Below are 20,260 nucleotides of genomic sequence, written 5' to 3'. Positions count from 1 at the left end.
AGCAACCTCCTTTTACAAGGTAGGTTGCGTGAAAAGCATTGTTTTATTCATAGAGATCCCGAATTGCATCTTCTACAGAAACAAACTTAAATTCAAAATTTGCGTTTAACAATTTTTCGGGTAATACATGCTGACCTTCCAGTACGAGCATACTCTTCTCGCCAAGAGCGATCTTTAAAGCAATGCTTGGAACCGGGAACCAATGTGGACGCTTCATTGCTTTACTAATTGAGTGCCCAAATTGCTTCATACGTTTTACATTTGGTGTTGTAAAATTAATCGGTCCTGATAATGTATCGTTTTCAATTGCATAAAGTATAGCACGTGCTACATCTTCTACATGAATCCAGCTAAGCCACTGCCTGCCCGAGCCGATTGTTCCGCCAACACCAAGCTTATAAGGTAATATCATCATCGGCAGTGCACCTTCGCCTTTTTCCAAAATTACGCCAAAACGGGTTAAACAAGTGCGGATGCCTAATTGTTGAGCCTGCATTGCTTTATTTTCCCACTGTGCCACAACGCTCCCTAAAAAATCACTTGCTTTTTCGGTAGCCTGTTCCGTATAAACAGCAGTTTCGGAAACAGGATAAATACCAACAGCACTCGCATTAATGAATACTCTCGGTTTGTGCTTCACGTTTTGTATAATTCGGATGATTTCATCGGTAGATTCCAAACGGCTTGATAGGATTTTTTGTTTTTGCTTATCTGTCCATCGTCCCTCATTTAGCGAGACACCAGCTAAATTTACAAATGCATCCGTATTTTCAACATAACGCTTCGGTGTCGAGTCGTCGTTTAACCATTGCACATAGTAGAGGTTATTTTCATTTTGTTGCTCTCCACGCGTCAAAATTATGACTTCGTGACCATGTTCAAGTAATAGCTTACTCAATCTCCTGCCAACCATTCCTGTACCGCCTGCAATTGCAACTTTTATAACAAACACCGCCTTTATTTCTTTTTGTCCCTATTAGTATACCGTTCCATGAAACTATAAGTAAAAAGATGTATACTAGAATGTACATTGTTATTGTGAGGTGTACACGGTGCAAGTTCAGATCATTACAAAAATTGGTCGTCAAAAAAACAATCAAGAGCGCTACAATATATACTTGAACGAAAAATATGCTTTTGCCGTTGATGAAGGCACACTTATTAAGTTCGGTCTGCAAAAAGGCAAAGTACTTGAGCAGATGGAAATAGATGAAATACAATATGAAGATGAAATTGCAAAAGCGTTTAACAAAGCGCTAAACTTTTTAAGTTTCCAAATGCGTAGTGAACATGAAGTGAAATCCAAACTCCTGAAAGCAGGACATGGGGAGGCAGTTGTACAGGAAGCTATTCATAAATTAACGGGCTTAGGCTTTTTAAATGATGAAAGTTATTCCAAAGCACTGCTTGAAACGAGAAAGCGTACGACAAAAAAAGGGCCGGCTGCTATTCGCCAAGACCTGATGCAAAAAGGGATTGATAAAAATTTGCAGCAAAAAGTATTGGCGACATTTGAACATGAGGAACAGTTAAAGCTTGCAATGGAATTAGCGGAAAAAGCCGTGCGGTCCAATACAAAAAAAACTCCGGCACAAGTGAAGCAGAAAATTCAGGATGTGCTGTTGCGTAAAGGTTATTCCTATGAGATTGTTAAAGAAATACTCGGCCAGATTACATTGGAACGGGACGAAGATGAATGGTCCGAGTTAATAGAAGCTCAAGGTGATAAAATTTGGCGTAAATATGCAGCCAAATTAACAGGATCTGATCTTCGGCAAAAAGTTAAACAGGCACTTTATCAAAAGGGCTTTCCAATAGAGAAAATTAATGAATATATTGAACAGAAGGAGCAACAACAAAATGAATGAATTAACATATAGTTCAATGACTGAACAGGAATTGCGTCAGGAAATTGCAAACTTACGTGAACGTGCAAGAAAAGCAGAGCAATTGGGGATTGTGAATGAGTATGCGGTCTATGAGCGTAAAGCATTGATGGCGGAAGCGTTTTTAGTTGATCTTTCAACAATTATTCCGGGTGAAATCTATCGTTTGAACGGATCGCCAGGTGAATTTTTCCAAGTAGATTATTTAAAAGGTCGCTTTGCATGGGGACACCGATTAGGGTCGGAACGATTTGAAGAAGCATTACCAGTTTCTATATTACGTCCAATGAAAGAAGGGAAGTAGCATGGAAGAATTATATCAAAGATTAACAGAACAATTATTAGCGAAAAATCCTAAATTACCGGCAGGTCGTGCACGTACATGGGTGGAATTATTATGCAGTGATTTCGAGTCGACTTCTGCCAAAGCCGGTGCGGATTACCGCGGCGCGGAATATACATCTAAATTAGTGAGCCAGTTGATTGAAAGCTATGGGGATAAGCTTCACTTATTTGCGGCACAAAACCCGAAATATGCGCAACTTTTAAATGACAGTGATGATACGTTGAATTAAAACCATTCAGCAATTGTGTAGCTTCTTTGCTGATTGCAACATAAAACCACCAGTTGTGGCTGGTGGTTTTCCGTCTTTTATTCAGTCATTGCCGGCTCCTATTTGCAGTCGTTTCTGCAATTTTTCTTCTGTGAAAATCCAGCCGGTATAAGAATTGACAATGTTAAGCTCGTCATCTAAATGGGCGACTGCAACGAAAGGATAGCGATCGTTACTGCGGTATCGTAAATCGATTAAACGCAGTTCTGTTACGCCGCTTTCAAGCTCTGAAATTTCCCACCGGTAAAGTGGTGAAAATGATAAAAAAGCATCTAAGTTTGGATCTTTCATCGCTTTTTCAACGAGCTCCGTTTTTGGGATAGGCTCAATTTCGAACTTATCGTAAATATTGACGGATCGGCGATAGGCACGACCAACATAAAAGTGCGTTTTAGATTTTGCGGCAACTTTCCAATGGAAAAAACGCATTGTCGGAGCAACAATTACAAATTCTTCGTCCTGCAGTTCATGATGAACAGCAGTTTTAACCGCCTTTTGAAGAGCAAAACGTAAAATATAATAGAAGAAAATAATAATGTACATGACCGTAAATGTGAGGACAGGTTCTGTCCCTAATAACCAAAGTAAAATACCGATACAGTGCATGGTGAATATAATTGGATCAAATGTATTAATAACACCGAGTGCAACCCACTTTTTTGAAAACGGGCGCAATGCCTGTGTGCCGTATGCATTGAAAATATCTACAAACACATGTAAGAATACGGCGATCTGTGTCCATAGCCAAACATTGAATAGATGGACATCAGGTAAAATAAGAGCGAGTACACCTGTTATTAATAGAGGCCATAGTAAAACGGCAGGTATTGAATGTGTAATCCCTCGGTGATGTCGTATATAAACCGCATTATTACGAAGTTTTAAAACCGTATCAATATCCGGTGCCTGTTGTCCGATAATCGTTCCAGCCATTACAGCCGTAAAGGTCATGGAATGACTTGCGACAGTCGGGTCTACAAGTGCTAGGCCTCCGATAGCAATCCCCATGACGAAATGTGTGCCTGAATCCAAATGTATCAACCCCTCGATCTTAAAACCGTTCGAGAACGGAAAAATTTAGCAATAGTATCCACATTATAATATACCCTTTTTGAAGGAAATAAAATCGAATTTTTGGAGGACAATGTGAACTATCCATATACAAAACAATTTCGCCAGGCTTTAGTACAATGGTTTTTGGAAGAACAACGAGATTTGCCTTGGCGTCGGACGAAAGAACCGTATCAAATATGGGTGTCTGAAGTAATGCTGCAGCAAACAAGAGTTGATACAGTCATCCCATACTACAACCGTTTTATAGAAAAATACCCTACAGCGGAAAGTTTAGCCTATTCCCCGGAAGAAGAGTTGCTTAAAATGTGGGAAGGTTTAGGTTATTATTCCCGTGTCCGTAATTTACAAGCAGGTGTACGGGAAGTAGTCGAAGTGTACGGTGGAAAAGTACCGGATAACCGCGTTGACATTTCAAAGCTGAAAGGTGTTGGACCATATACAGCAGGAGCAATATTAAGTATTGCTTACGGAAAGCCGGAGCATGCTGTAGATGGAAATGTTATGCGTGTACTAAGTCGTGTATTAAATATAGATGCTGATATCGCTTTGCCGAAAACAAAGAAAATTTTTGAACAAGCGGTAACGGAGCTAATTGATCCAGAAAATACCTCTGCGTTCAATCAAGGACTGATGGAGCTTGGAGCATTAATTTGTACACCGACTTCACCGAAATGCTTATTATGTCCAGTGCGTGATTATTGCACAGCATTCCATGAAGGAGACCCATCCAGCTTACCGGTTAAATCCAAAAAGCTGAAAACAAAAAATATTGAATATGATGTTTATATTATTCGTGATAAAGAAGGTCGTTTTTTAATGGAGAAGCGTCCTGAAGATGGTCTGCTCGCAAATATGTGGCAGTTTATTATGATTGAACGCCAGTCAGATGAAAATAGTTTAACCAAAGTGGAAAAACAATATAACGTAACTTTGGAGCACAATTTTAAAGAACCGATTTTAAGTTTCAAACATGTGTTTTCACATTTGAAATGGCATATTGACAGCTATTTAGTCGATGTAGCTGAAGTGAATGGCAAACAGGAAAATATGGCTTTCTTTACAAAAGAGCAAATTGCTAAATTACCGATGCCTGTGCCGATGTTAAAAATCTGGGAAAAAATAAATGCATAATTCTTTTATCACCAGACCACAATAAAGGTCATGGAGGTGATACAAGATGAGTCGCAATGAACAAAACCAAAACCGTAATAATCAGCAAAACCGTAATAATCAACAAAACCAAAACCAACGCAACAACCAACAAAACAACTTTGAAGAGTTTGGTCAAGAACTAAACTTCAACGAGTTCAACCAGCAAAACCAAAACCAAAACCAAAATCAAAAACAAAATAATCGCCAAAACAACAACCTTGAAGAATTTGGTCAAGACCAAAACTTCAACGAAGTTCAACAACAAAACCAAAAACAGCAACGCGAACAAGAGCAACGTAACGCACAATTCGCGAAGCGTAACAACAACAACTTCTAATGAAGTGCAGAAAGATGTTCTGAAAGTGCAAACTTTCAGAACATCTTTTTTGTTTTAAAAAGAAAGAGCAGGGAAATCATATAAGAAGCTGAACTTATTGATACTTTGTTTTAATATGTGCAACTATTAAGGATTCGCAATAATTTTCACGCAAAATTGAAAATAATTGCATTCGAACTACAAGTTTTGCCAAAGCATTGTTATAATACAATAAAGACTGCTAGAATTTTTAGCTAAGACGAAAAGGTGGGCTTTATGATGGCATTACCGGTTGAAGGAGAAAAAATCCAAATACATAGTTATAAGCACAATGGTAATATCCACCGTGTCTGGCAAGAAACGATGGTATTAAAAGCAACAAAAAATATTATTATCGGTGCAAATGAAAAAACACTTGTTACTGAATCAGACGGTCGCACCTGGCTGACACGTGAGCCCTCGATTTGTTACTTTCATGCAGAGCATTGGTTCAATATTATTTGTATGTTGCGGGATGACGGGGTGTATTACTATTGCAACATCAGTTCACCGTTTGTGTTTGATAACAACTGCTTAAAATATATTGACTATGATTTGGACGTAAAAGTGTTTCCTGATATGAGTCATGCATTATTGGATGAAGATGAATATGAGCAGCACAGGTTGGAAATGAACTACCCCGAAGTCATAGATAAAATTTTACAGCGGAATGTAAAAACATTGGTAAGCTGGATTGAACAACGTCGTGGACCATTCGCTCCGGACTTCATAGAGTCTTGGACAAATCGGTATATCTTATTGAGTGAAATTCAGGCAAATAAAGAGTAGATGAGACACAAGTAACTTTTTAGGTTGCTTGTGTTTTTCTTTTGGGTAAAGTACATGTGTAAATGCTTAATGGGGAATTATGATATGATAATTGCTGTTGCAAAATTTCTGAGGGGAAGTGTTTTTTGCATTGGATAGTATTAAACGTTATATGCGGTTCGTCAAGCCGTATAAAATGCTTTTATTTTTAACGATCGTAATCGGCATACTTAAATTTGCGATTCCGTTATTTTTACCATGGCTCCTGCAAATAATTATCGATGATATATTACTAAAGGATGGTATGTCTACAGAAGAAAAAACAAGCCAATTATTTACATGGATCGGTATTGCACTCGTATTGTTTTTTGTTATTCGACCACCAATCGAATATTACCGCCAATACTTTGCGCAAAACTTGAGTAACAATATTCTATTTGATATTCGTAAGGAATTGTATGGCCACTTACAAAAGTTAAGCTTAAAGTATTATGCGAATACGCGGGCCGGAGAAGTAATTTCGCGAGTCATCAATGATGTTGAGCAGACGAAAAACTTTGTTATGACCGGATTAATGAACTTATGGCTCGATTTGGCCACTATTTTAATCGTAATCGGTGTTATGTTTGCAATGGATGTAAAGTTGACGCTTGTGTCGCTTATAGCACTACCTTTTTACGCATTTAGTGTAAAGTATTTCTTCGGGAGACTTCGTAGCTTAACGAAGGAACGCTCACAGGCTTTGGCAGGCGTTCAAAGTTATTTACATGAGCGTGTTGCCGGTATGAGCATTATTAAAAGTTTTACATTGGAAAAGCATGAACAGAAGATTTTCGATGAAACGAATGGGGAGTTTCTTAATAAAGCGCTGGACCATTCACGCTGGAATGCAAAATCTTTTGCTGTCGTTAATACCATTACGGATATGGCACCGCTGATCGTGATTGGCTTTGCAGGTTATCAGTTTTTACAAGGTGACTTATCCATCGGTGTACTAGTCGCATTTTATGCTTATATTGAACGCTTGTATGGTCCGCTTCGTCGTTTGGTGAGTTCATCGACAACATTGACTCAGTCAATTGCCTCAATGGACCGAATGTTTGAACTGATGGATGAGAAATATGAAGTTCAAGACAAGCCTAACGCAATGGTGTTACCCGCAGCAAAAGGGAAGCTTCAATTTGATCATGTTACATTCAAGTATGATAAAGATGGAAACACGATTTTAAATGAAGTTGATTTCACGATTGAACCTGGACAAACTGTTGCCTTTGTAGGTATGAGCGGCGGGGGGAAATCAACAATCGTCAGTTTGATTCCGCGCTTCTATGATGTGACGGAGGGAGCGGTAAAAATTGATGATCAAAACGTTAAAGATGTTACGATTGAATCATTACGCTCGCAAATCGGGATAGTATTACAGGATAATATTTTGTTTAGTGATTCAGTGAAGCAGAATATTTTAATGGGAAATCCGCATGCGACAGATGAGGAAATAGTTGCTGCTGCCAAAGCGGCGAATGCCCATGACTTTATTATGGGATTACCAGAAGGTTATGACACGAAAGTAGGAGAACGTGGTGTCAAACTTTCAGGCGGGCAGAAGCAGCGTGTAGCAATTGCACGAGTATTTCTAAAAAATCCGCCAATTCTAGTATTGGATGAGGCGACTTCTGCACTCGATCTGGAAAGTGAAGCACTAATTCAAGACTCGCTTGACCGTTTAGCACATGAGCGGACGACGATCATTATTGCTCACCGCCTGTCTACAATTACCCACGCTGACAACATTATCGTTATTGAACACGGAGAAGTTATAGAATCCGGCAATCATCAACGACTAATGGAGCAACAAGGAGCATATTATAACTTATTCCAAGTACAAAAATTAGATTAAAATTAAGTGACTATGTTGAAATAAATCAGCATGGTCACTTTTTTTATGTATATTTAAAATTACATTTTTTTACGATAATGTTGTAAATTACTAGATGTTATAATATCATATTTTCAAATACTTTTAATCTTCAGAATATTGGGGTGGTTAAATGAGTCGAAAAGCTGTGCTTGAAGTGAGAGAGTTAGAAACGACATTTTTTTCAGACAGTGGAAAGGTTGCAGCTGTCGATCGAATAAGCTTTTCAATTCATGAAGGGGAAATTCTCGCCATCGTAGGGGAGTCCGGCTGTGGTAAAAGTGTTACTTCCCTCTCTATTATGGGCCTCGTACCGAGTCCTCCCGGAAAAATTACAAATGGAGAAATTTTATTGAAAGGGCAAGATATTTCAAAGCTTTCAGATAAGCAAATGCGCAAAATTCGAGGCAATGAAATCGCAATGATATTTCAGGAGCCGATGACTTCGCTGAATCCGTTGTTTACGATCGGAAATCAATTAATCGAAGCGATTCGAATCCATCATCCGAAATGGTCGAAAAAAGAAGCGAGTGCCCGGGCGGTGGAAATCATGAAGCTGGTAGGTTTGCCGCGCGCGGAACAGTTGCTGAAAGACTATCCACACCAGCTGTCGGGCGGAATGCGGCAACGTGTAATGATAGCGATGGCTCTTGTATGCAATCCGAAAGTGCTTATTGCCGATGAACCGACAACAGCCCTCGATGTAACAATCCAAGCCCAAATTTTAAAGTTAATGCGGGATTTAAATGAACGGCTGAATACTGCTGTTTTACTCATCACACATGATTTAGGTGTTGTTGCAGAAACTTGTGAGCGCGTCATTGTTATGTATGCGGGGCAAATCGTAGAAGAGGCACCAGTTAATGAAATATTTAGAAACCCGCAGCATCCTTATACGAAAGGGCTTATCCAGTCAGTTCCGGATATGCGTTATAAAAAGGATACGCTTTATTCGATTCCTGGAAATGTCCCGAAACCAGGTTCCATTTTGGAAGGCTGCCGTTTTGCAGCACGTTGTGAATATGCATTCGATCGTTGTTTAACAAATAATCCTCCGCTATATGAATCGTCCGGTACACATAAAGCAAGATGCTTCTTATTGGATATGGAAGAAGGGGGAGTTACACATGTCGAAAGTGCTGCTGAAAGTTGACAATCTGAAAAAATATTTTCCGATCAGGCATGGGATGTTTGCACGTCATGTCGGTGATGTGAAGGCTGTAGATGACGTTTCGTTTGAGCTTTATGAAGGGGAAACATTAGGCATTGTCGGAGAATCCGGTTGCGGGAAATCTACTACGGGCCGGGCAATTATGCGATTGCATGAACCAACAGAAGGCCAGGTGACATTTGATGGCGTAGAGCTCACAAAGTTAAATAACGAACAAATGCGAAAAGTCCGGAGAGAGATTCAAATGGTGTTTCAGGATCCGTATGCCTCATTAAATCCAAGACATACGGTTGAAAAAATATTAGAGGAACCGTTGATTGTACACGGGATTGGAAATGCAAAGGAACGCAAAAAGAAAGTACATGAATACTTGGAAATCGTCGGTTTAAGCTCCTATCATGCAAAACGCTATCCTCATCAGTTTAGCGGCGGACAAAGACAGCGAATCGGTATCGCCAGAGCCTTAATGACAAATCCGAAATTGATTATTGCAGATGAACCGGTATCTGCACTGGATGTATCCATTCAAGCACAAGTTTTAAATTTAATGCAGCGGTTGCAGGAAGATTTGAAACTAACATATATATTTATTGCCCATGATTTAGGGGTTGTGCGACATATTAGTGACCGGGTAGGCGTGATGTACTTAGGCAGGCTTGTCGAAATTGCGGAAAGCGAATCGTTATATCATGAGCCATTACATCCTTATACACAGGCGCTATTATCGGCTGTACCAATTCCAGATCCGCAGTTTGAGAGGGAACAGCTATTGCTGAAAGGTGATATACCGAGCCCGTCAAACCCGCCGACAGGATGCACATTCCATACACGCTGTCCTTTTGCGATGGATAAGTGCAAGCAAGTAATTCCGATGCTCCAGCAAGTTAAACCAGGTCATTCTGTGGCGTGTCATTTATATGAAACGCCACAATGATAATAGATTAAAAAGTCTAGGGGGTTTTTTTATTGAGGAAAGGTAAATTGTATTTAGTAAGTCTTATGATGCTATTAATAATGTCATTATTTTTAGCTGCTTGTGGTGCTGACGATGCAGAAACGTCATCATCAGAACCAAGCAACGATTCAAGTTCAAATACAGACAGCAGTACGACAGACAATTCAAGTTCTTCAACACCTCAAGTATTAGTATTTGGCCGTGGAGCAGATTCTGTATCACTTGATCCAGGTATCGTAACAGATGGCGAATCATTCAAAGTAACACAAAACCTATTTGAAACATTACTAAACTTCGGGGAACAAGATACAACGATCAACCCTGGACTAGCAAAAGAATGGGAAGTAAGTGAAGATGGTTTAACTTACACATTCCAACTTCAAGAAGGTGTAAAGTTCCATGACGGTACAGACTTCAATGCAGAAGCGGTAATTAAGAATATCAATCGCTGGAAAGGTGGAAAAGAGGAAGATTTCTACTATTTCAACTCTATGTTTAAAGCAGAGGGCGAAGATATTATTAAAGATGTAACGGCAGAAGGAGATTACACAGTTGTATTCACACTTTCTCGTCCGCAGGCACCATTCCTTAAAAACTTGGCAATGAGCCCGTTCGGAATTGGTTCACCAACTGCATTTGAAGCAGCAGGCGATAAATTCGGCGATAACCCTGTAGGTACAGGTCCATTTAAATTCACAGAATGGAAACGTAATGACTCAATCACGATTGAGAAATTTGAGGACTACTGGCAAGAAGGTTTCCCGAAATTAGATAAAGTTATCTTCCGTTCAATTCCGGATAACTCTGCTCGTTTAAATGAATTAATGGCAGGCAATATCGATTTAGCGGATGGTATTAACCCTTCAGACGGTAAAACAGTAGAAGGTGATTCGACGTTACAACTGATTGAACGTCCATCAATGAACATTGGCTATTTAGGTTTAACGAATACACGCGCACCGTTTGATAACAAATTGGTACGTCAAGCAGTAAACTATGCAATCGATAAACAGGCGATTGTTGATGCGTTCTTTGAAGGACGTGCAGAAGTGGCGGCAAACCCGATGCCATCATCAATTAGCGGTTACAATGATGCAATTTCTCCATACCCTTATGATCCAGAAAAAGCGAAATCATTATTAGCTGAAGCTGGCTATGACGGAAAAGAAATTGAGTTATGGGCAATGCCGGTACCTCGTCCTTATATGCCGGACGGAGCGAAAGTGGCGGAAGTTATTCAGAAAAACTTAGAAGATGTTGGAATCCCATCGAAAATCGTAACATTTGAATGGGCAACATATTTAGAAAAAGCGAAAAACGGTGAAGCAGATGCATTCATGCTTGGCTGGACTGGTGATAATGGAGATGCAGACAACTTCATCTACACATTGTTAGACAAAGACAATATCGGTTCAAATAACTATGCGTACTATACTAATGAAGAAGTTCATAGTTTATTAATTCAGGCACAGTCTGAAACAGATGAAAATGTGCGTAATGAATTATACAAAAAAGCTCAGGAAATCATTCATGACGACGCTCCATGGGTTCCGCTTGCACACTCTACACCATTACTTGCAGCAAAAGCAGGTGTGAATGGGTTCTTGCCACACCCAACAGGCTCTGATAAATTGCATAACGTTTCAATGGAGTAATAGAAAGTTAAGTGAAAGGGGAGGAATATTCCTCTCCTTTTTTCAACTAGTAGAAACATACATTCATAAAAGGGGTGAAGAGCATGCTTCACTACATTGGCAAACGTCTACTGCATCTAATACCTGTATTACTTGGGATGACCTTTTTAGTATTTCTAATTATTCGTGCCATTCCCGGTGATCCAGCACAAGTCATTTTAGGACAGCAAGCTACTGCAGATGCAATCGCGGCACTTCGCTTGAAACTTGGCCTAGATAATCCGTGGTATATTCAATATTTCGATTACTTAAAAGGGATTGTAACGGGAGATTTGGGGGAGTCATTAAGAACAAGGCAGCCGATTTCTTCTGAAATGTGGCCTTATTTAGCAGCTACATTTGAACTGGCATTTTTCGCGATGATTATTGCAATTATCGTTGGGGTAAATGCAGGGATTGTTTCGGCGTGGTTTCAAAATTCATGGTTTGATTACTTAGCGATGGTGATTGCTTTAATTGGTGTTTCGATGCCGATTTTCTGGTTAGGTTTAATGGAGCAATGGGCATTCGGTATTCAGCTGGGCTGGTTGCCGACATCGGGACGGGAAGAAGTGCGGGATCCGGTTACGGCAATTACTCACTTTTACTTAATTGATACATTATGGCAAGGCCGGTTTGATCAATTTATTGTAGTGTTAAAGCACTTATTTTTACCTGGCATTGCACTCGCAACGATTCCGACGGCGATCATTGCACGTATGACAAGAGCCTCTATGTTGGAAGTAATGCGTTCGGATTTTGTTCGTACAGCGCGGGCAAAAGGTCAGAAAATGTTCGTTGTTGTTTATAAGCATGCATTGAAAAATGCGTTGATTCCTGTTTTGACAGTAGTCGGTTTACAAACGGGTATGCTTTTAGGCGGTGCGATCTTAACGGAAACGATATTTAGTTGGCCGGGAATTGGACGCTATATATACGAAGCGATAGGATTCCGTGATTATCCTGTCATCCAGTCAGGTATATTAATTGTTGCCTTTTTATTCGTAATGATTAACTTGATTGTTGACCTTTTATATACAGTGATTGATTCGCGCATTAAATACAACTAGAGAGGAGGCGCATAGCATGGCTGAAGTTATACAAAATAAAGTTCAGCGAATTGAAGAAGAACGAGTAAAAGGACCGTGGCAAGAGGCGTGGACGAATTTCAAGAAAAGTAAGTCTGCGCTGTTCGGCAGTGCAATTGTGTTATTCTTTGTGCTTCTGGCAATACTCGGCCCTTTATTTGCACCACAAGGTATAAACGAGCAAAATTTAAGTATGCGTCTGCAGCCTCCATCTGCTGATTTCTGGTTTGGAACAGATGATCTGGGTCGCGACATATTTTCGCGAATTTTACATGGGGCACGCATCTCGTTAACGGTTGGTTTATCGGCCGTGTTAATCTCTGCAGTTGCCGGCAGTTTTTTAGGGATTATTGCAGGGTACTATGGACGTTGGGTTGATACGATTATTTCGCGAATTTTTGATATTATGCTTGCGTTTCCAAGTATTTTATTGGCGATCGCCATTGTATCGATTTTAGGACCATCATTGCAAAACGCATTAATTGCCATTGCGGTTATTAATATACCGAACTTTGGCCGACTGATTCGGTCGCGGGTTCTAAGTATTAAAGAAGAAGAGTATATTCATGCTGCTAGAGCAATCGGTATGAAAAACTCCCGGATATTATGGAAGCATATTTTGCCGAACTCAATGACTCCGGTAATCGTACAGGGGACACTGGCGATTGCGACAGCGATTATCGAAGCGGCAGCGCTAGGGTTTTTAGGACTTGGTGCAGAAGCGCCACAGCCTGAGTGGGGGAAAATGCTCGCAGATGCGCGGATGTTTTTACTAAACGCACCATGGGCAATGATTTTCCCGGGACTTGCGATTATGCTGACTGTAATCGGCTTTAACCTTATGGGCGACGGATTGCGGGATGCACTTGATCCGAAGATGAAAAGTTAAAAAGAAGGTGTGCGAAAAATGCACACCTTCTTTTTATTTAGTAGAACTCTGATTCCAAGTCGAGGTTTTTTTCTTCACTATGGAAGCTGCGATAAGAAACGATCAACGTATCAAGATGCTCCAGGTTTTCCTCGTAATCTAATATCCGCGATAAAATATAAAGCAGATGGTAGCTTGAAAACTGCTCATCTTCTGCCGCCTCTTCCTGAGCAAGGGCGATCTGTTTGATAAACTGCTCCATTAGCTCACTGCCTTGCAAATATTCCTCGTGACGTGTCCATTTTGAATGTTCTGGCCTCAGCTTCCCGGTATATTTCAATAACAGTTGTTCGTGGTAGGTTAGCAAGAAATCTAAACGTTCTTGAATAATTACTTGGAATTTACTTGGTAACTTCCCGAGCTCATTTTCATGTTTATGCAGACGAACGAGCAACTCATAGCTTTTTTTCGAAGTTAATAACATTTGGCGGTAAATAACCAGTTTTCGGGCTTTCACATACTTCCGGTTTTTGAAATAACTGCGTTCTTCTTTGAAAAAACCATACATTGTATCAATTTCATTTAGTCGGGACTGCAATTTACTTACAGCCATTTTCGTTGAAGTATGTTCACTAGCCTGGCGAACGGCTAAACGTGTCCAGCGAATGATATCATCCTGGACAGAGTTAATCATTTTAAATAATTTTATTTCGTATTTAGGCGGTACAAATAACATATTGACAACGAAAGCAGCAAAAACACCCAGCATCACAGTACTAAATCGGATTAAACCAAACATCAGAAAATCATCGCCCGGTACTTCCATAATGGCAATCATCGTTACGAGTGCCAGTGAAACGGATTTTTCGAGCTTTAGCTTCATCATAATGCCAAGGACGACAATAGCGGCAATACCGACAGCCACGATATGATGACCGAAAATGAGACCGAATAGGACAGCAATGGTAGCGCCGATTATATTACCCTGTATTTGCTCTAAAATTGTAAGATAAGAGCGGTAAATAGAAGGCTGGATTGCGAATACAGCAGCAATTGCAGCAAACACAGGTGAGGGTACATTCAGTATTTGAGCTAAAAATAAGGCGAAAACAATTGCAACACCCGTTTTTAAAACGCGTGCACCTAGTTTCATGTTCTTTTCCTCCTTTCTGAGGGAGTCAATGAAGAGAAGCCGCTATAAAATGTATAGCGGCAGTTGTTATTATAGTTGAGAAAATGCGTAATCTACTGCTTTTAACGTTTCTTTCACGTCTGCTTCTGTATGTTCTGTCGTTAAGAACCATGCTTCATATTTTGAAGGGGCTAAGTTGATGCCTTGGGATAACATTAATTTAAAGAAGCGACCGAACTTTTCACCGTCCGTATTTTCCGCCTGCTCATAGTTTTCCACTTTGACATCAGTAAAGTAAACAGCGAATGCGCCTTTTAAACGGTTTAGTGTAATCGTCACATTATGTTTTTTTGCAGCGGCTAAAATACCTTCTTCAAGAAGAGCACCTAAGCGATCCATCTCTTCATAAATCCCCGGTTGCTGCAACACTTCTAGACATGCAATACCTGCTTGCATACTTGCAGGGTTACCGGCCATCGTACCAGCCTGATATGCAGGGCCAAGTGGAGCGACTGTTTCCATTACTTCTTTACGACCACCGTATGCACCGATTGGCAGACCGCCGCCGATTACTTTCCCCATTGCGACTAAATCCGGAGTTAAGCCAAGCATTGTATGCGCTGCACCGTAGTGGAAACGGAAAGCTGTAATGACTTCATCGTGAATTGTTAATGCACCATACTCTTTTGCCAATGCATGTACATGTTCCAAAAATCCTTTGTGAGGTTCTACAATTCCGAAGTTGCCGACGATTGGCTCGATTAAAATCCCTGCAACATCATTGCCCCATTTTTCCATCGCTAATGTAAATTCTTCATTATTGTTAAAAGGAACGGTAATTACTTCTGTTGCGACAGCATGAGGAACACCGGCAGAGTCAGGTGAACCTAATGTTGCAGGACCTGATCCCGCGGCAACAAGTACTTGGTCGAAGTGACCGTGATAGCAGCCGGCGAATTTAATGATTTTTGTGCGGCCTGTAAATGCGCGTGCCACACGTACACATGTCATCACGGCTTCTGTACCTGAGTTGTTAAAACGTACTTTATCCAATGTAGGAATAGCTTCTTTTAACATTTTTGCGAATTTGATTTCATGCTCTGTCGGTGTACCGAATAATACCCCTGTTTCTGCTGCATGTGCAATGGCTTTTGCGATATGCGGATGACCATGCCCCGTAACAATCGGTCCATAGGCTGCTAAATAATCGATGTAGCGATTACCGTCCACATCCCAAAAGTATGCTCCTTTACCGCGGACCATGACAACAGGTGCACCGCCGCCTACTGCTTTATAAGAACGGGATGGACTATTTACCCCGCCAACGATATGTTCGAGTGCTTCTGCATGAAGCTGTTCAGATTTAGTATGATTCATAATTTATTCCTCCAAAATAGGTTACATGAAATGATTTCATATCTATTGTAGTATGTAATGAAAGGGAACGCCAAAGAAATTGAAGCATCGGGCATTGTTTTGTATCATAGAAGAAAATTTTGGAGGAATAGACATGACATTAGAAAATTTAAAAGCACCAGTATTTGAATTGCAAAACGAAGAGGGGAAAATGATTTCGCTGGAAGAGTATAAAGGCAAAAACGTTATTCTTTATTTTTATCCAAAAGATTTAACACCTGGCTGTACAACACAGGCTTGCGACTTCCGCGATAAATATGAAGATTTTTCAGATTTGAATGCTGTAATTTTAGGTGTAAGTTTGGATGATGCAGCGAAGCATACAAAGTTTATTGAAAAGCACGGATTGCCGTTTTCATTATTAGTGGATGAGAATCATGAAGTTGCTGAGAAATATGGTGTATGGACATTGAAGAAAAACTTCGGAAAAGAGTATATGGGTATTGAGCGTTCAACGTTTTTAATTAATGAAGAGGGAATCGTTGAAAAGGAGTGGCGCAAAGTACGGGTGAAAAATCATATTGAAGATGTGTTAAACTATTTAAAAAATCGCACGAATTAATAGGTGCGCAAAGGGGAATGACAATGGTAACGATTTATTTTACATTTGAACCACGCGAAGATTTAAAACAGCCGCTTTTAGCACAGTTTCCTCAGGTAGATTTTTTATTTGATAAGAAGTTGGATGTGGAGAAACTTGCACAATCCGAAATTTTAGTAACTTATGGGGAAGATTTAAAGGAAGAACATTTACAGCATGCAGACAAATTGCAATGGATTTTCGTTGCATCTGCAGGAATCGAGAAGATGCCGGCAGAAGCGATCGCGAAACGTAATATACTCGTTTCGAATGTTCGCGGGATACATAAGAAGCCGATGACTGAATCGATTTTAGCTCATATTTTATCATTGAAACGTGTATTACCGTTTATTTATGAGCAGCAACAGAAGAAAGAATGGAATAAAAAGGCGCGTCCGACAGAGCTAAATGGAAGTACGGCATTGATTATCGGTCCGGGTGCAATCGGCGGAGAAGTAGGACGTATTTTGCAGGCATTTGATGTGCATACAATTGGCTGCAATCGCTCAGGCAACGAAGCGCCGTATATGAATGAAACATATAAGCTGGATGATTTAAAAGAGCAGTTACCGAAAGCAGATATTGTTCTTTCGATGCTGCCGTCTACTAAGGAAACGAAGCATATGCTGACTCGCGAGCATTTTGAACTGATGAAGAGTTCAGCCATCTTTATGAATTTCGGAAGAGGTGACTTAGTGGAAACGGATACTCTTGTCGGCGTTTTACAAGACGAGCTGATAGAGCATGCCGTATTGGATGTCTATGAGATCGAGCCATTACCGGCAGACAGCCTGCTATGGGACTTGAACAATGTTACATTATCACCACATTTTTCGAGTCATTCATCACGTTATGTAGAGCGCAGTCTGGATATTTTCAAACCAAGTCTGGAAAAATGGCTCAATGGGGAACGTGACTTAGAAAATAAAATGGATATTCTTAGAGGGTACTAATTGAGAATGCTATATGAAAGAATAAGCCTTTAATCGCTTTCATTTTCAATTAGCTTTTCTACCCAATACTTTTAATTCAATTGGAATAAGCAATTGTTGACAACGCATGGACAAATTCGCTACACTAATTATAACGATTACAAATTAATAATATGTATGAAAAGGGGTGCATGACGATGTCTGAATTGCATTTAAAGGATGCGCTGGACACGTTAAAGACTACTGGTGTACGAATTACTCCTCAGCGTCATGCGATTTTGGAATATTTAATTCAAAGTATGATTCACCCAACAGCTGATGATATATACAAGGCGCTTTGCGATAAGTTTCCTAATATGAGTGTAGCAACAGTTTATAATAATTTACGTGTCTTTCGTGAAGTAGGCTTAGTAAAAGAGCTTACTTATGGGGATGCAGCGAGTCGTTTTGATTTCGTAACGGGCGACCATTATCACATGATCTGTGATGGCTGCGGTAAAATTGTAGACTTCCACTATCCCGGATTAAATGAAGTGGAGCAGTTTGCTTCGCAAGTAACAGGCTTTCAAGTTAATTCGCACCGTTTAGAAGTCTATGGTACATGTCCTGACTGTGTAGCAGTCGGTGCAACAAAAGTTCAATAATATTTAACCTAGTAACGGTTGTTGCTAGGTTTTTTTATATAAAAAACTGGAGCAAAAGTTTAATCACCTTTACTCCAGTACTGTCTAACAATTAATTTTTATTGTACTCTTGATTGAATTCTTTTCCTTCCAATGCAGGATCTAAAGTAAGCGGTTCATTGCAATACATGCAAATATCCACACGACCTAAAATCTTTGTCCATTTCCCGCATTCCGGACAGACGACTTGCACAGCCTTTGTAGACAACAATCCTATCCAGCCGTATACAGCTGTACTGCCGATGATGCAAAGAAGTCCAATTGTCATGAAGATTAATACAAGTATTTGATTATTTTTGAAAAAGATTGCACCATACATAATAACGAAGCCGATGAAAATAAGGGATAATGCAAAAGAGCGGATCTTATTAATTTTACTATTATATTTTTTCATTTCAATTGCCTCCTAATCTAAAATATACTATAACATAAATTGGATATAAATTAGTAGACAGGAAAGAATTAGGCGGCTTGTATATATCCCTTAATACTATTTAAAAATGTTGAAATGAAGGGTTTTTATAAATGAATGGCGAAAGAAAAAATAACGGGATTTCTATTATTTGTTTTAAGGAAATGATGGACTTTCATCATGGCTGAAAGTTTATCAATGTAATACTAGTTAATTTATCTTATAGCATCTACAATGACATTATATAGAAGGTAAACTTTATAGGGGGATAACAATGGAACATATTTTGAGACCGATTTATCAGGAACGTGCAAGTCAGCCGGAAACGCTCGGAGTAATATTGATAAACAAGCGTGAAGGTGCTGAGAATATGACCGATACATTTGATTCGGTTCTTTTAATTATTGTAAAAGAAAGTGATAAGCCTATTTATTCGAAACACTATTCATATGGTGAAGCGAAAATGGTGATGCATATTTTAACGGAGGAACGGTTACGTAAATGGATTTTCATTGGTTCGAATAAGCGGTTGGTTGATTGGCTTTTCCACGGTAAAATTATGTTTGACCGCAATGAGTTTCTATATAAACTACGTTCTGAATTACAAGAGTTCCCATTCTTCGGTCGTAAATTAAAAACAGGTATCCAGTTTGCCAAGTTAATCCGTCGTTATAAAGAAGGAAAAGAATTATTTGAAGATGGTCATTTTTTAGATGCGTACAATCATGTAGTTGCTTCATTGCATCATTTAGGAAGATTATCGATTATCGATAGTGGGCATTATCCTGAAGTGACTGTTTGGGCTCAGGTAAAACGTAATGATCCAGCAATTTATAAATTATATGAAGAATTGATTATGAGTAACGAAAGTCTTGAGAAGCGTCTGGAGTTATTGTTTTTAGCCGGTGAGTTTTTAATCAATTCCAGAACTACGGATGGGGCGCAACATATTTTGGAAACAATGCTTGCACAACCTTCATGGACGATTCAGCAATTGCATGATCATCCTGAGCTGAGTTATTACTCTGTAGACTTGGAAGTGTTTGTTGAATACTTAATTGAAAAAGAGTTAATTCTGGTGGATACTGTTATTGCTAAAAACGAAGTGATATTCCACAGGAACTATTATGTAGACAGACTTTATATTGAATCTGAGTATGGGTTATAGTATATTAAGCAGAGCGTTTATAAACGCTCTGAAATTATTTTTAAAAAAGTGTTGACGAAAACATTGAAAGTATTGTAATATATTAAATGTCGCTAAGACGTACTTGAAAAAAACTAAATTACTTTCTCGAATTTCTTTCAAAAAACTTTTTCAAAAAAGTTGTTGACAAAAAGAAACAGAGATGTTAAATTAGAGAAGTCGCTAAAACGACAACGAAACAAAATGAACCTTGAAAACTGAACAAGCAACGTTAATGAAACAAGCTTCTTAAATGAAGCAAACAATAGATTCCAACTTCTAACGAAGTTGGATCGCTAGCAAAGCAAATGAGCTTTCAAACTACTTTTATGGAGAGTTTGATCCTGGCTCAGGACGAACGCTGGCGGCGTGCCTAATACATGCAAGTCGAGCGGAAATT

21 protein-coding genes and 1 rRNA gene are annotated in these 20,260 nt (G+C 39.5%); 17 read left to right on the top strand and 5 right to left on the bottom strand.

Going from position 1 to position 20,260, the window contains the following annotated elements:
- Positions 1–43 precede the first annotated feature (43 nt).
- Positions 44–943 (bottom strand): TIGR01777 family oxidoreductase, encoded by a 900-nt coding sequence (locus M3166_RS15040; RefSeq protein WP_251690828.1) that lies wholly within the window; start codon positions 941–943, stop codon positions 44–46.
- Between the two features lie 109 nt (positions 944–1,052).
- Between M3166_RS15040 and recX the strand changes: the two genes are divergently transcribed.
- From recX to M3166_RS15025, 3 genes are read left to right on the top strand one after another with little or no spacing between them, the layout of a single operon-like run.
- Positions 1,053–1,868: a recombination regulator RecX gene (gene recX, locus M3166_RS15035; RefSeq protein ID WP_251690680.1), complete on the top strand. Its 816-nt coding sequence runs from the start codon at positions 1,053–1,055 to the stop codon at positions 1,866–1,868.
- Complete coding sequence (locus M3166_RS15030; protein WP_251690679.1) at positions 1,861–2,190, top strand: YfhH family protein; 330 nt, start codon at positions 1,861–1,863, stop codon at positions 2,188–2,190. The genes recX and M3166_RS15030 overlap by 8 nt, the downstream gene beginning before the upstream one ends.
- 1 nt (position 2,191) lies before the next feature.
- On the top strand, positions 2,192–2,461 hold the full coding sequence (locus M3166_RS15025) for a YfhJ family protein (protein ID WP_251690678.1): 270 nt from the start codon (positions 2,192–2,194) through the stop codon (positions 2,459–2,461).
- A gap of 81 nt (positions 2,462–2,542) precedes the next feature.
- Here M3166_RS15025 and M3166_RS15020 read toward each other — a convergent pair whose 3' ends face one another.
- Positions 2,543–3,532, bottom strand: coding sequence for a metal-dependent hydrolase (locus M3166_RS15020; protein WP_251690677.1), 990 nt, complete (start codon positions 3,530–3,532; stop codon positions 2,543–2,545).
- Positions 3,533–3,646: 114 nt separating this feature from the next.
- Here M3166_RS15020 and mutY point away from each other — a divergent pair, with 114 nt between their 5' ends.
- The 9 genes from mutY (at position 3,647) to nikC (ending at position 13,540) form a co-directional block, all read left to right on the top strand.
- On the top strand, positions 3,647–4,705 hold the full coding sequence (gene mutY, locus M3166_RS15015; RefSeq protein ID WP_251690676.1) for an A/G-specific adenine glycosylase: 1,059 nt from the start codon (positions 3,647–3,649) through the stop codon (positions 4,703–4,705).
- A gap of 46 nt (positions 4,706–4,751) precedes the next feature.
- A complete protein-coding gene (locus M3166_RS15010; protein ID WP_251690675.1) occupies positions 4,752–5,063 on the top strand; it encodes a hypothetical protein in 312 nt (103 codons plus the stop codon).
- Positions 5,064–5,321: 258 nt separating this feature from the next.
- Positions 5,322–5,870, top strand: a complete 549-nt coding sequence (ntdP, locus tag M3166_RS15005; protein WP_251690674.1) for a nucleoside tri-diphosphate phosphatase — start codon at positions 5,322–5,324, stop codon at positions 5,868–5,870.
- A 151-nt stretch (positions 5,871–6,021) separates the two neighbouring features.
- A complete protein-coding gene (locus M3166_RS15000; protein ID WP_251690827.1) occupies positions 6,022–7,746 on the top strand; it encodes an ABC transporter ATP-binding protein in 1,725 nt (574 codons plus the stop codon).
- 151 nt (positions 7,747–7,897) lie between these two features.
- On the top strand, positions 7,898–8,917 hold the full coding sequence (locus tag M3166_RS14995) for an ABC transporter ATP-binding protein (protein WP_079523618.1): 1,020 nt from the start codon (positions 7,898–7,900) through the stop codon (positions 8,915–8,917).
- Positions 8,892–9,869, top strand: coding sequence for an ABC transporter ATP-binding protein (locus M3166_RS14990; RefSeq protein WP_251690673.1), 978 nt, complete (start codon positions 8,892–8,894; stop codon positions 9,867–9,869). The genes M3166_RS14995 and M3166_RS14990 overlap by 26 nt, the downstream gene beginning before the upstream one ends.
- A gap of 32 nt (positions 9,870–9,901) precedes the next feature.
- Positions 9,902–11,545: an ABC transporter substrate-binding protein gene (locus M3166_RS14985; RefSeq protein ID WP_251690672.1), complete on the top strand. Its 1,644-nt coding sequence runs from the start codon at positions 9,902–9,904 to the stop codon at positions 11,543–11,545.
- Between the two features lie 83 nt (positions 11,546–11,628).
- The gene (locus tag M3166_RS14980; protein ID WP_251690671.1) at positions 11,629–12,633 is read left to right on the top strand and encodes an ABC transporter permease; all 1,005 of its coding nucleotides are present in this window, start codon (positions 11,629–11,631) and stop codon (positions 12,631–12,633) included.
- A gap of 16 nt (positions 12,634–12,649) precedes the next feature.
- On the top strand, positions 12,650–13,540 hold the full coding sequence (gene nikC / locus M3166_RS14975) for a nickel transporter permease (protein WP_251690670.1): 891 nt from the start codon (positions 12,650–12,652) through the stop codon (positions 13,538–13,540).
- 37 nt (positions 13,541–13,577) lie between these two features.
- On the opposite strand, the gene M3166_RS14970 is transcribed toward nikC, so the two are convergent.
- Together M3166_RS14970 and M3166_RS14965 are read right to left on the bottom strand one after the other, a co-directional pair.
- Positions 13,578–14,672: an FUSC family protein gene (locus tag M3166_RS14970; RefSeq protein ID WP_008405739.1), complete on the bottom strand. Its 1,095-nt coding sequence runs from the start codon at positions 14,670–14,672 to the stop codon at positions 13,578–13,580.
- Positions 14,673–14,741: 69 nt separating this feature from the next.
- Entirely contained in the window at positions 14,742–16,028 is a 1,287-nt protein-coding gene (locus M3166_RS14965; protein ID WP_251690669.1) for a glutamate-1-semialdehyde 2,1-aminomutase, read from the bottom strand.
- A gap of 133 nt (positions 16,029–16,161) precedes the next feature.
- Here M3166_RS14965 and bcp point away from each other — a divergent pair, with 133 nt between their 5' ends.
- The 3 genes from bcp to perR all read left to right on the top strand — a co-directional run bounded on the left by bcp (position 16,162) and on the right by perR (position 18,223).
- Positions 16,162–16,629 (top strand): thioredoxin-dependent thiol peroxidase, encoded by a 468-nt coding sequence (gene bcp / locus M3166_RS14960; protein WP_251690668.1) that lies wholly within the window; start codon positions 16,162–16,164, stop codon positions 16,627–16,629.
- A gap of 23 nt (positions 16,630–16,652) precedes the next feature.
- Complete coding sequence (locus M3166_RS14955) at positions 16,653–17,600, top strand: D-2-hydroxyacid dehydrogenase (RefSeq protein WP_251690667.1); 948 nt, start codon at positions 16,653–16,655, stop codon at positions 17,598–17,600.
- A 176-nt stretch (positions 17,601–17,776) separates the two neighbouring features.
- Complete coding sequence (gene perR / locus M3166_RS14950) at positions 17,777–18,223, top strand: peroxide-responsive transcriptional repressor PerR (RefSeq protein ID WP_079523609.1); 447 nt, start codon at positions 17,777–17,779, stop codon at positions 18,221–18,223.
- A gap of 91 nt (positions 18,224–18,314) precedes the next feature.
- On the opposite strand, the gene M3166_RS14945 is transcribed toward perR, so the two are convergent.
- Positions 18,315–18,656, bottom strand: coding sequence for a YgzB family protein (locus M3166_RS14945; protein ID WP_251690666.1), 342 nt, complete (start codon positions 18,654–18,656; stop codon positions 18,315–18,317).
- Positions 18,657–18,948: 292 nt separating this feature from the next.
- Here M3166_RS14945 and M3166_RS14940 point away from each other — a divergent pair, with 292 nt between their 5' ends.
- Complete coding sequence (locus tag M3166_RS14940) at positions 18,949–19,842, top strand: nucleotidyltransferase-like protein (protein WP_251690665.1); 894 nt, start codon at positions 18,949–18,951, stop codon at positions 19,840–19,842.
- A 344-nt stretch (positions 19,843–20,186) separates the two neighbouring features.
- A 16S ribosomal RNA gene (locus M3166_RS14935) occupies positions 20,187–20,260 on the top strand; the annotation flags it as partial.

Source organism: Solibacillus isronensis (assembly GCF_023715405.1).
In the GTDB taxonomy this organism is placed as follows: domain Bacteria; phylum Bacillota; class Bacilli; order Bacillales_A; family Planococcaceae; genus Solibacillus; species Solibacillus isronensis_B.
This window is presented reverse-complemented; position numbering and strand designations above follow the sequence as displayed.

Coding starts and splice junctions, on each gene's coding strand:
- ntdP (WP_251690674.1), top strand. CDS start 5,322: ATGGCATTACCGGTTGAAGGAGAAAAAATCCAAATACATAGTTATAAG.
- M3166_RS14970 (WP_008405739.1), bottom strand. CDS start 14,672: ATGAAACTAGGTGCACGCGTTTTAAAAACGGGTGTTGCAATTGTTTTC.
- M3166_RS14940 (WP_251690665.1), top strand. CDS start 18,949: ATGGAACATATTTTGAGACCGATTTATCAGGAACGTGCAAGTCAGCCG.
- bcp (WP_251690668.1), top strand. CDS start 16,162: ATGACATTAGAAAATTTAAAAGCACCAGTATTTGAATTGCAAAACGAA.
- nikC (WP_251690670.1), top strand. CDS start 12,650: ATGGCTGAAGTTATACAAAATAAAGTTCAGCGAATTGAAGAAGAACGA.
- M3166_RS14980 (WP_251690671.1), top strand. CDS start 11,629: ATGCTTCACTACATTGGCAAACGTCTACTGCATCTAATACCTGTATTA.
- M3166_RS14955 (WP_251690667.1), top strand. CDS start 16,653: ATGGTAACGATTTATTTTACATTTGAACCACGCGAAGATTTAAAACAG.
- M3166_RS15025 (WP_251690678.1), top strand. CDS start 2,192: ATGGAAGAATTATATCAAAGATTAACAGAACAATTATTAGCGAAAAAT.
- M3166_RS14965 (WP_251690669.1), bottom strand. CDS start 16,028: ATGAATCATACTAAATCTGAACAGCTTCATGCAGAAGCACTCGAACAT.
- perR (WP_079523609.1), top strand. CDS start 17,777: ATGTCTGAATTGCATTTAAAGGATGCGCTGGACACGTTAAAGACTACT.
- M3166_RS14995 (WP_079523618.1), top strand. CDS start 7,898: ATGAGTCGAAAAGCTGTGCTTGAAGTGAGAGAGTTAGAAACGACATTT.
- M3166_RS15010 (WP_251690675.1), top strand. CDS start 4,752: ATGAGTCGCAATGAACAAAACCAAAACCGTAATAATCAGCAAAACCGT.
- M3166_RS14945 (WP_251690666.1), bottom strand. CDS start 18,656: ATGAAAAAATATAATAGTAAAATTAATAAGATCCGCTCTTTTGCATTA.
- M3166_RS15000 (WP_251690827.1), top strand. CDS start 6,022: ATGCGGTTCGTCAAGCCGTATAAAATGCTTTTATTTTTAACGATCGTA.
- M3166_RS14990 (WP_251690673.1), top strand. CDS start 8,892: ATGTCGAAAGTGCTGCTGAAAGTTGACAATCTGAAAAAATATTTTCCG.
- M3166_RS15030 (WP_251690679.1), top strand. CDS start 1,861: ATGAATGAATTAACATATAGTTCAATGACTGAACAGGAATTGCGTCAG.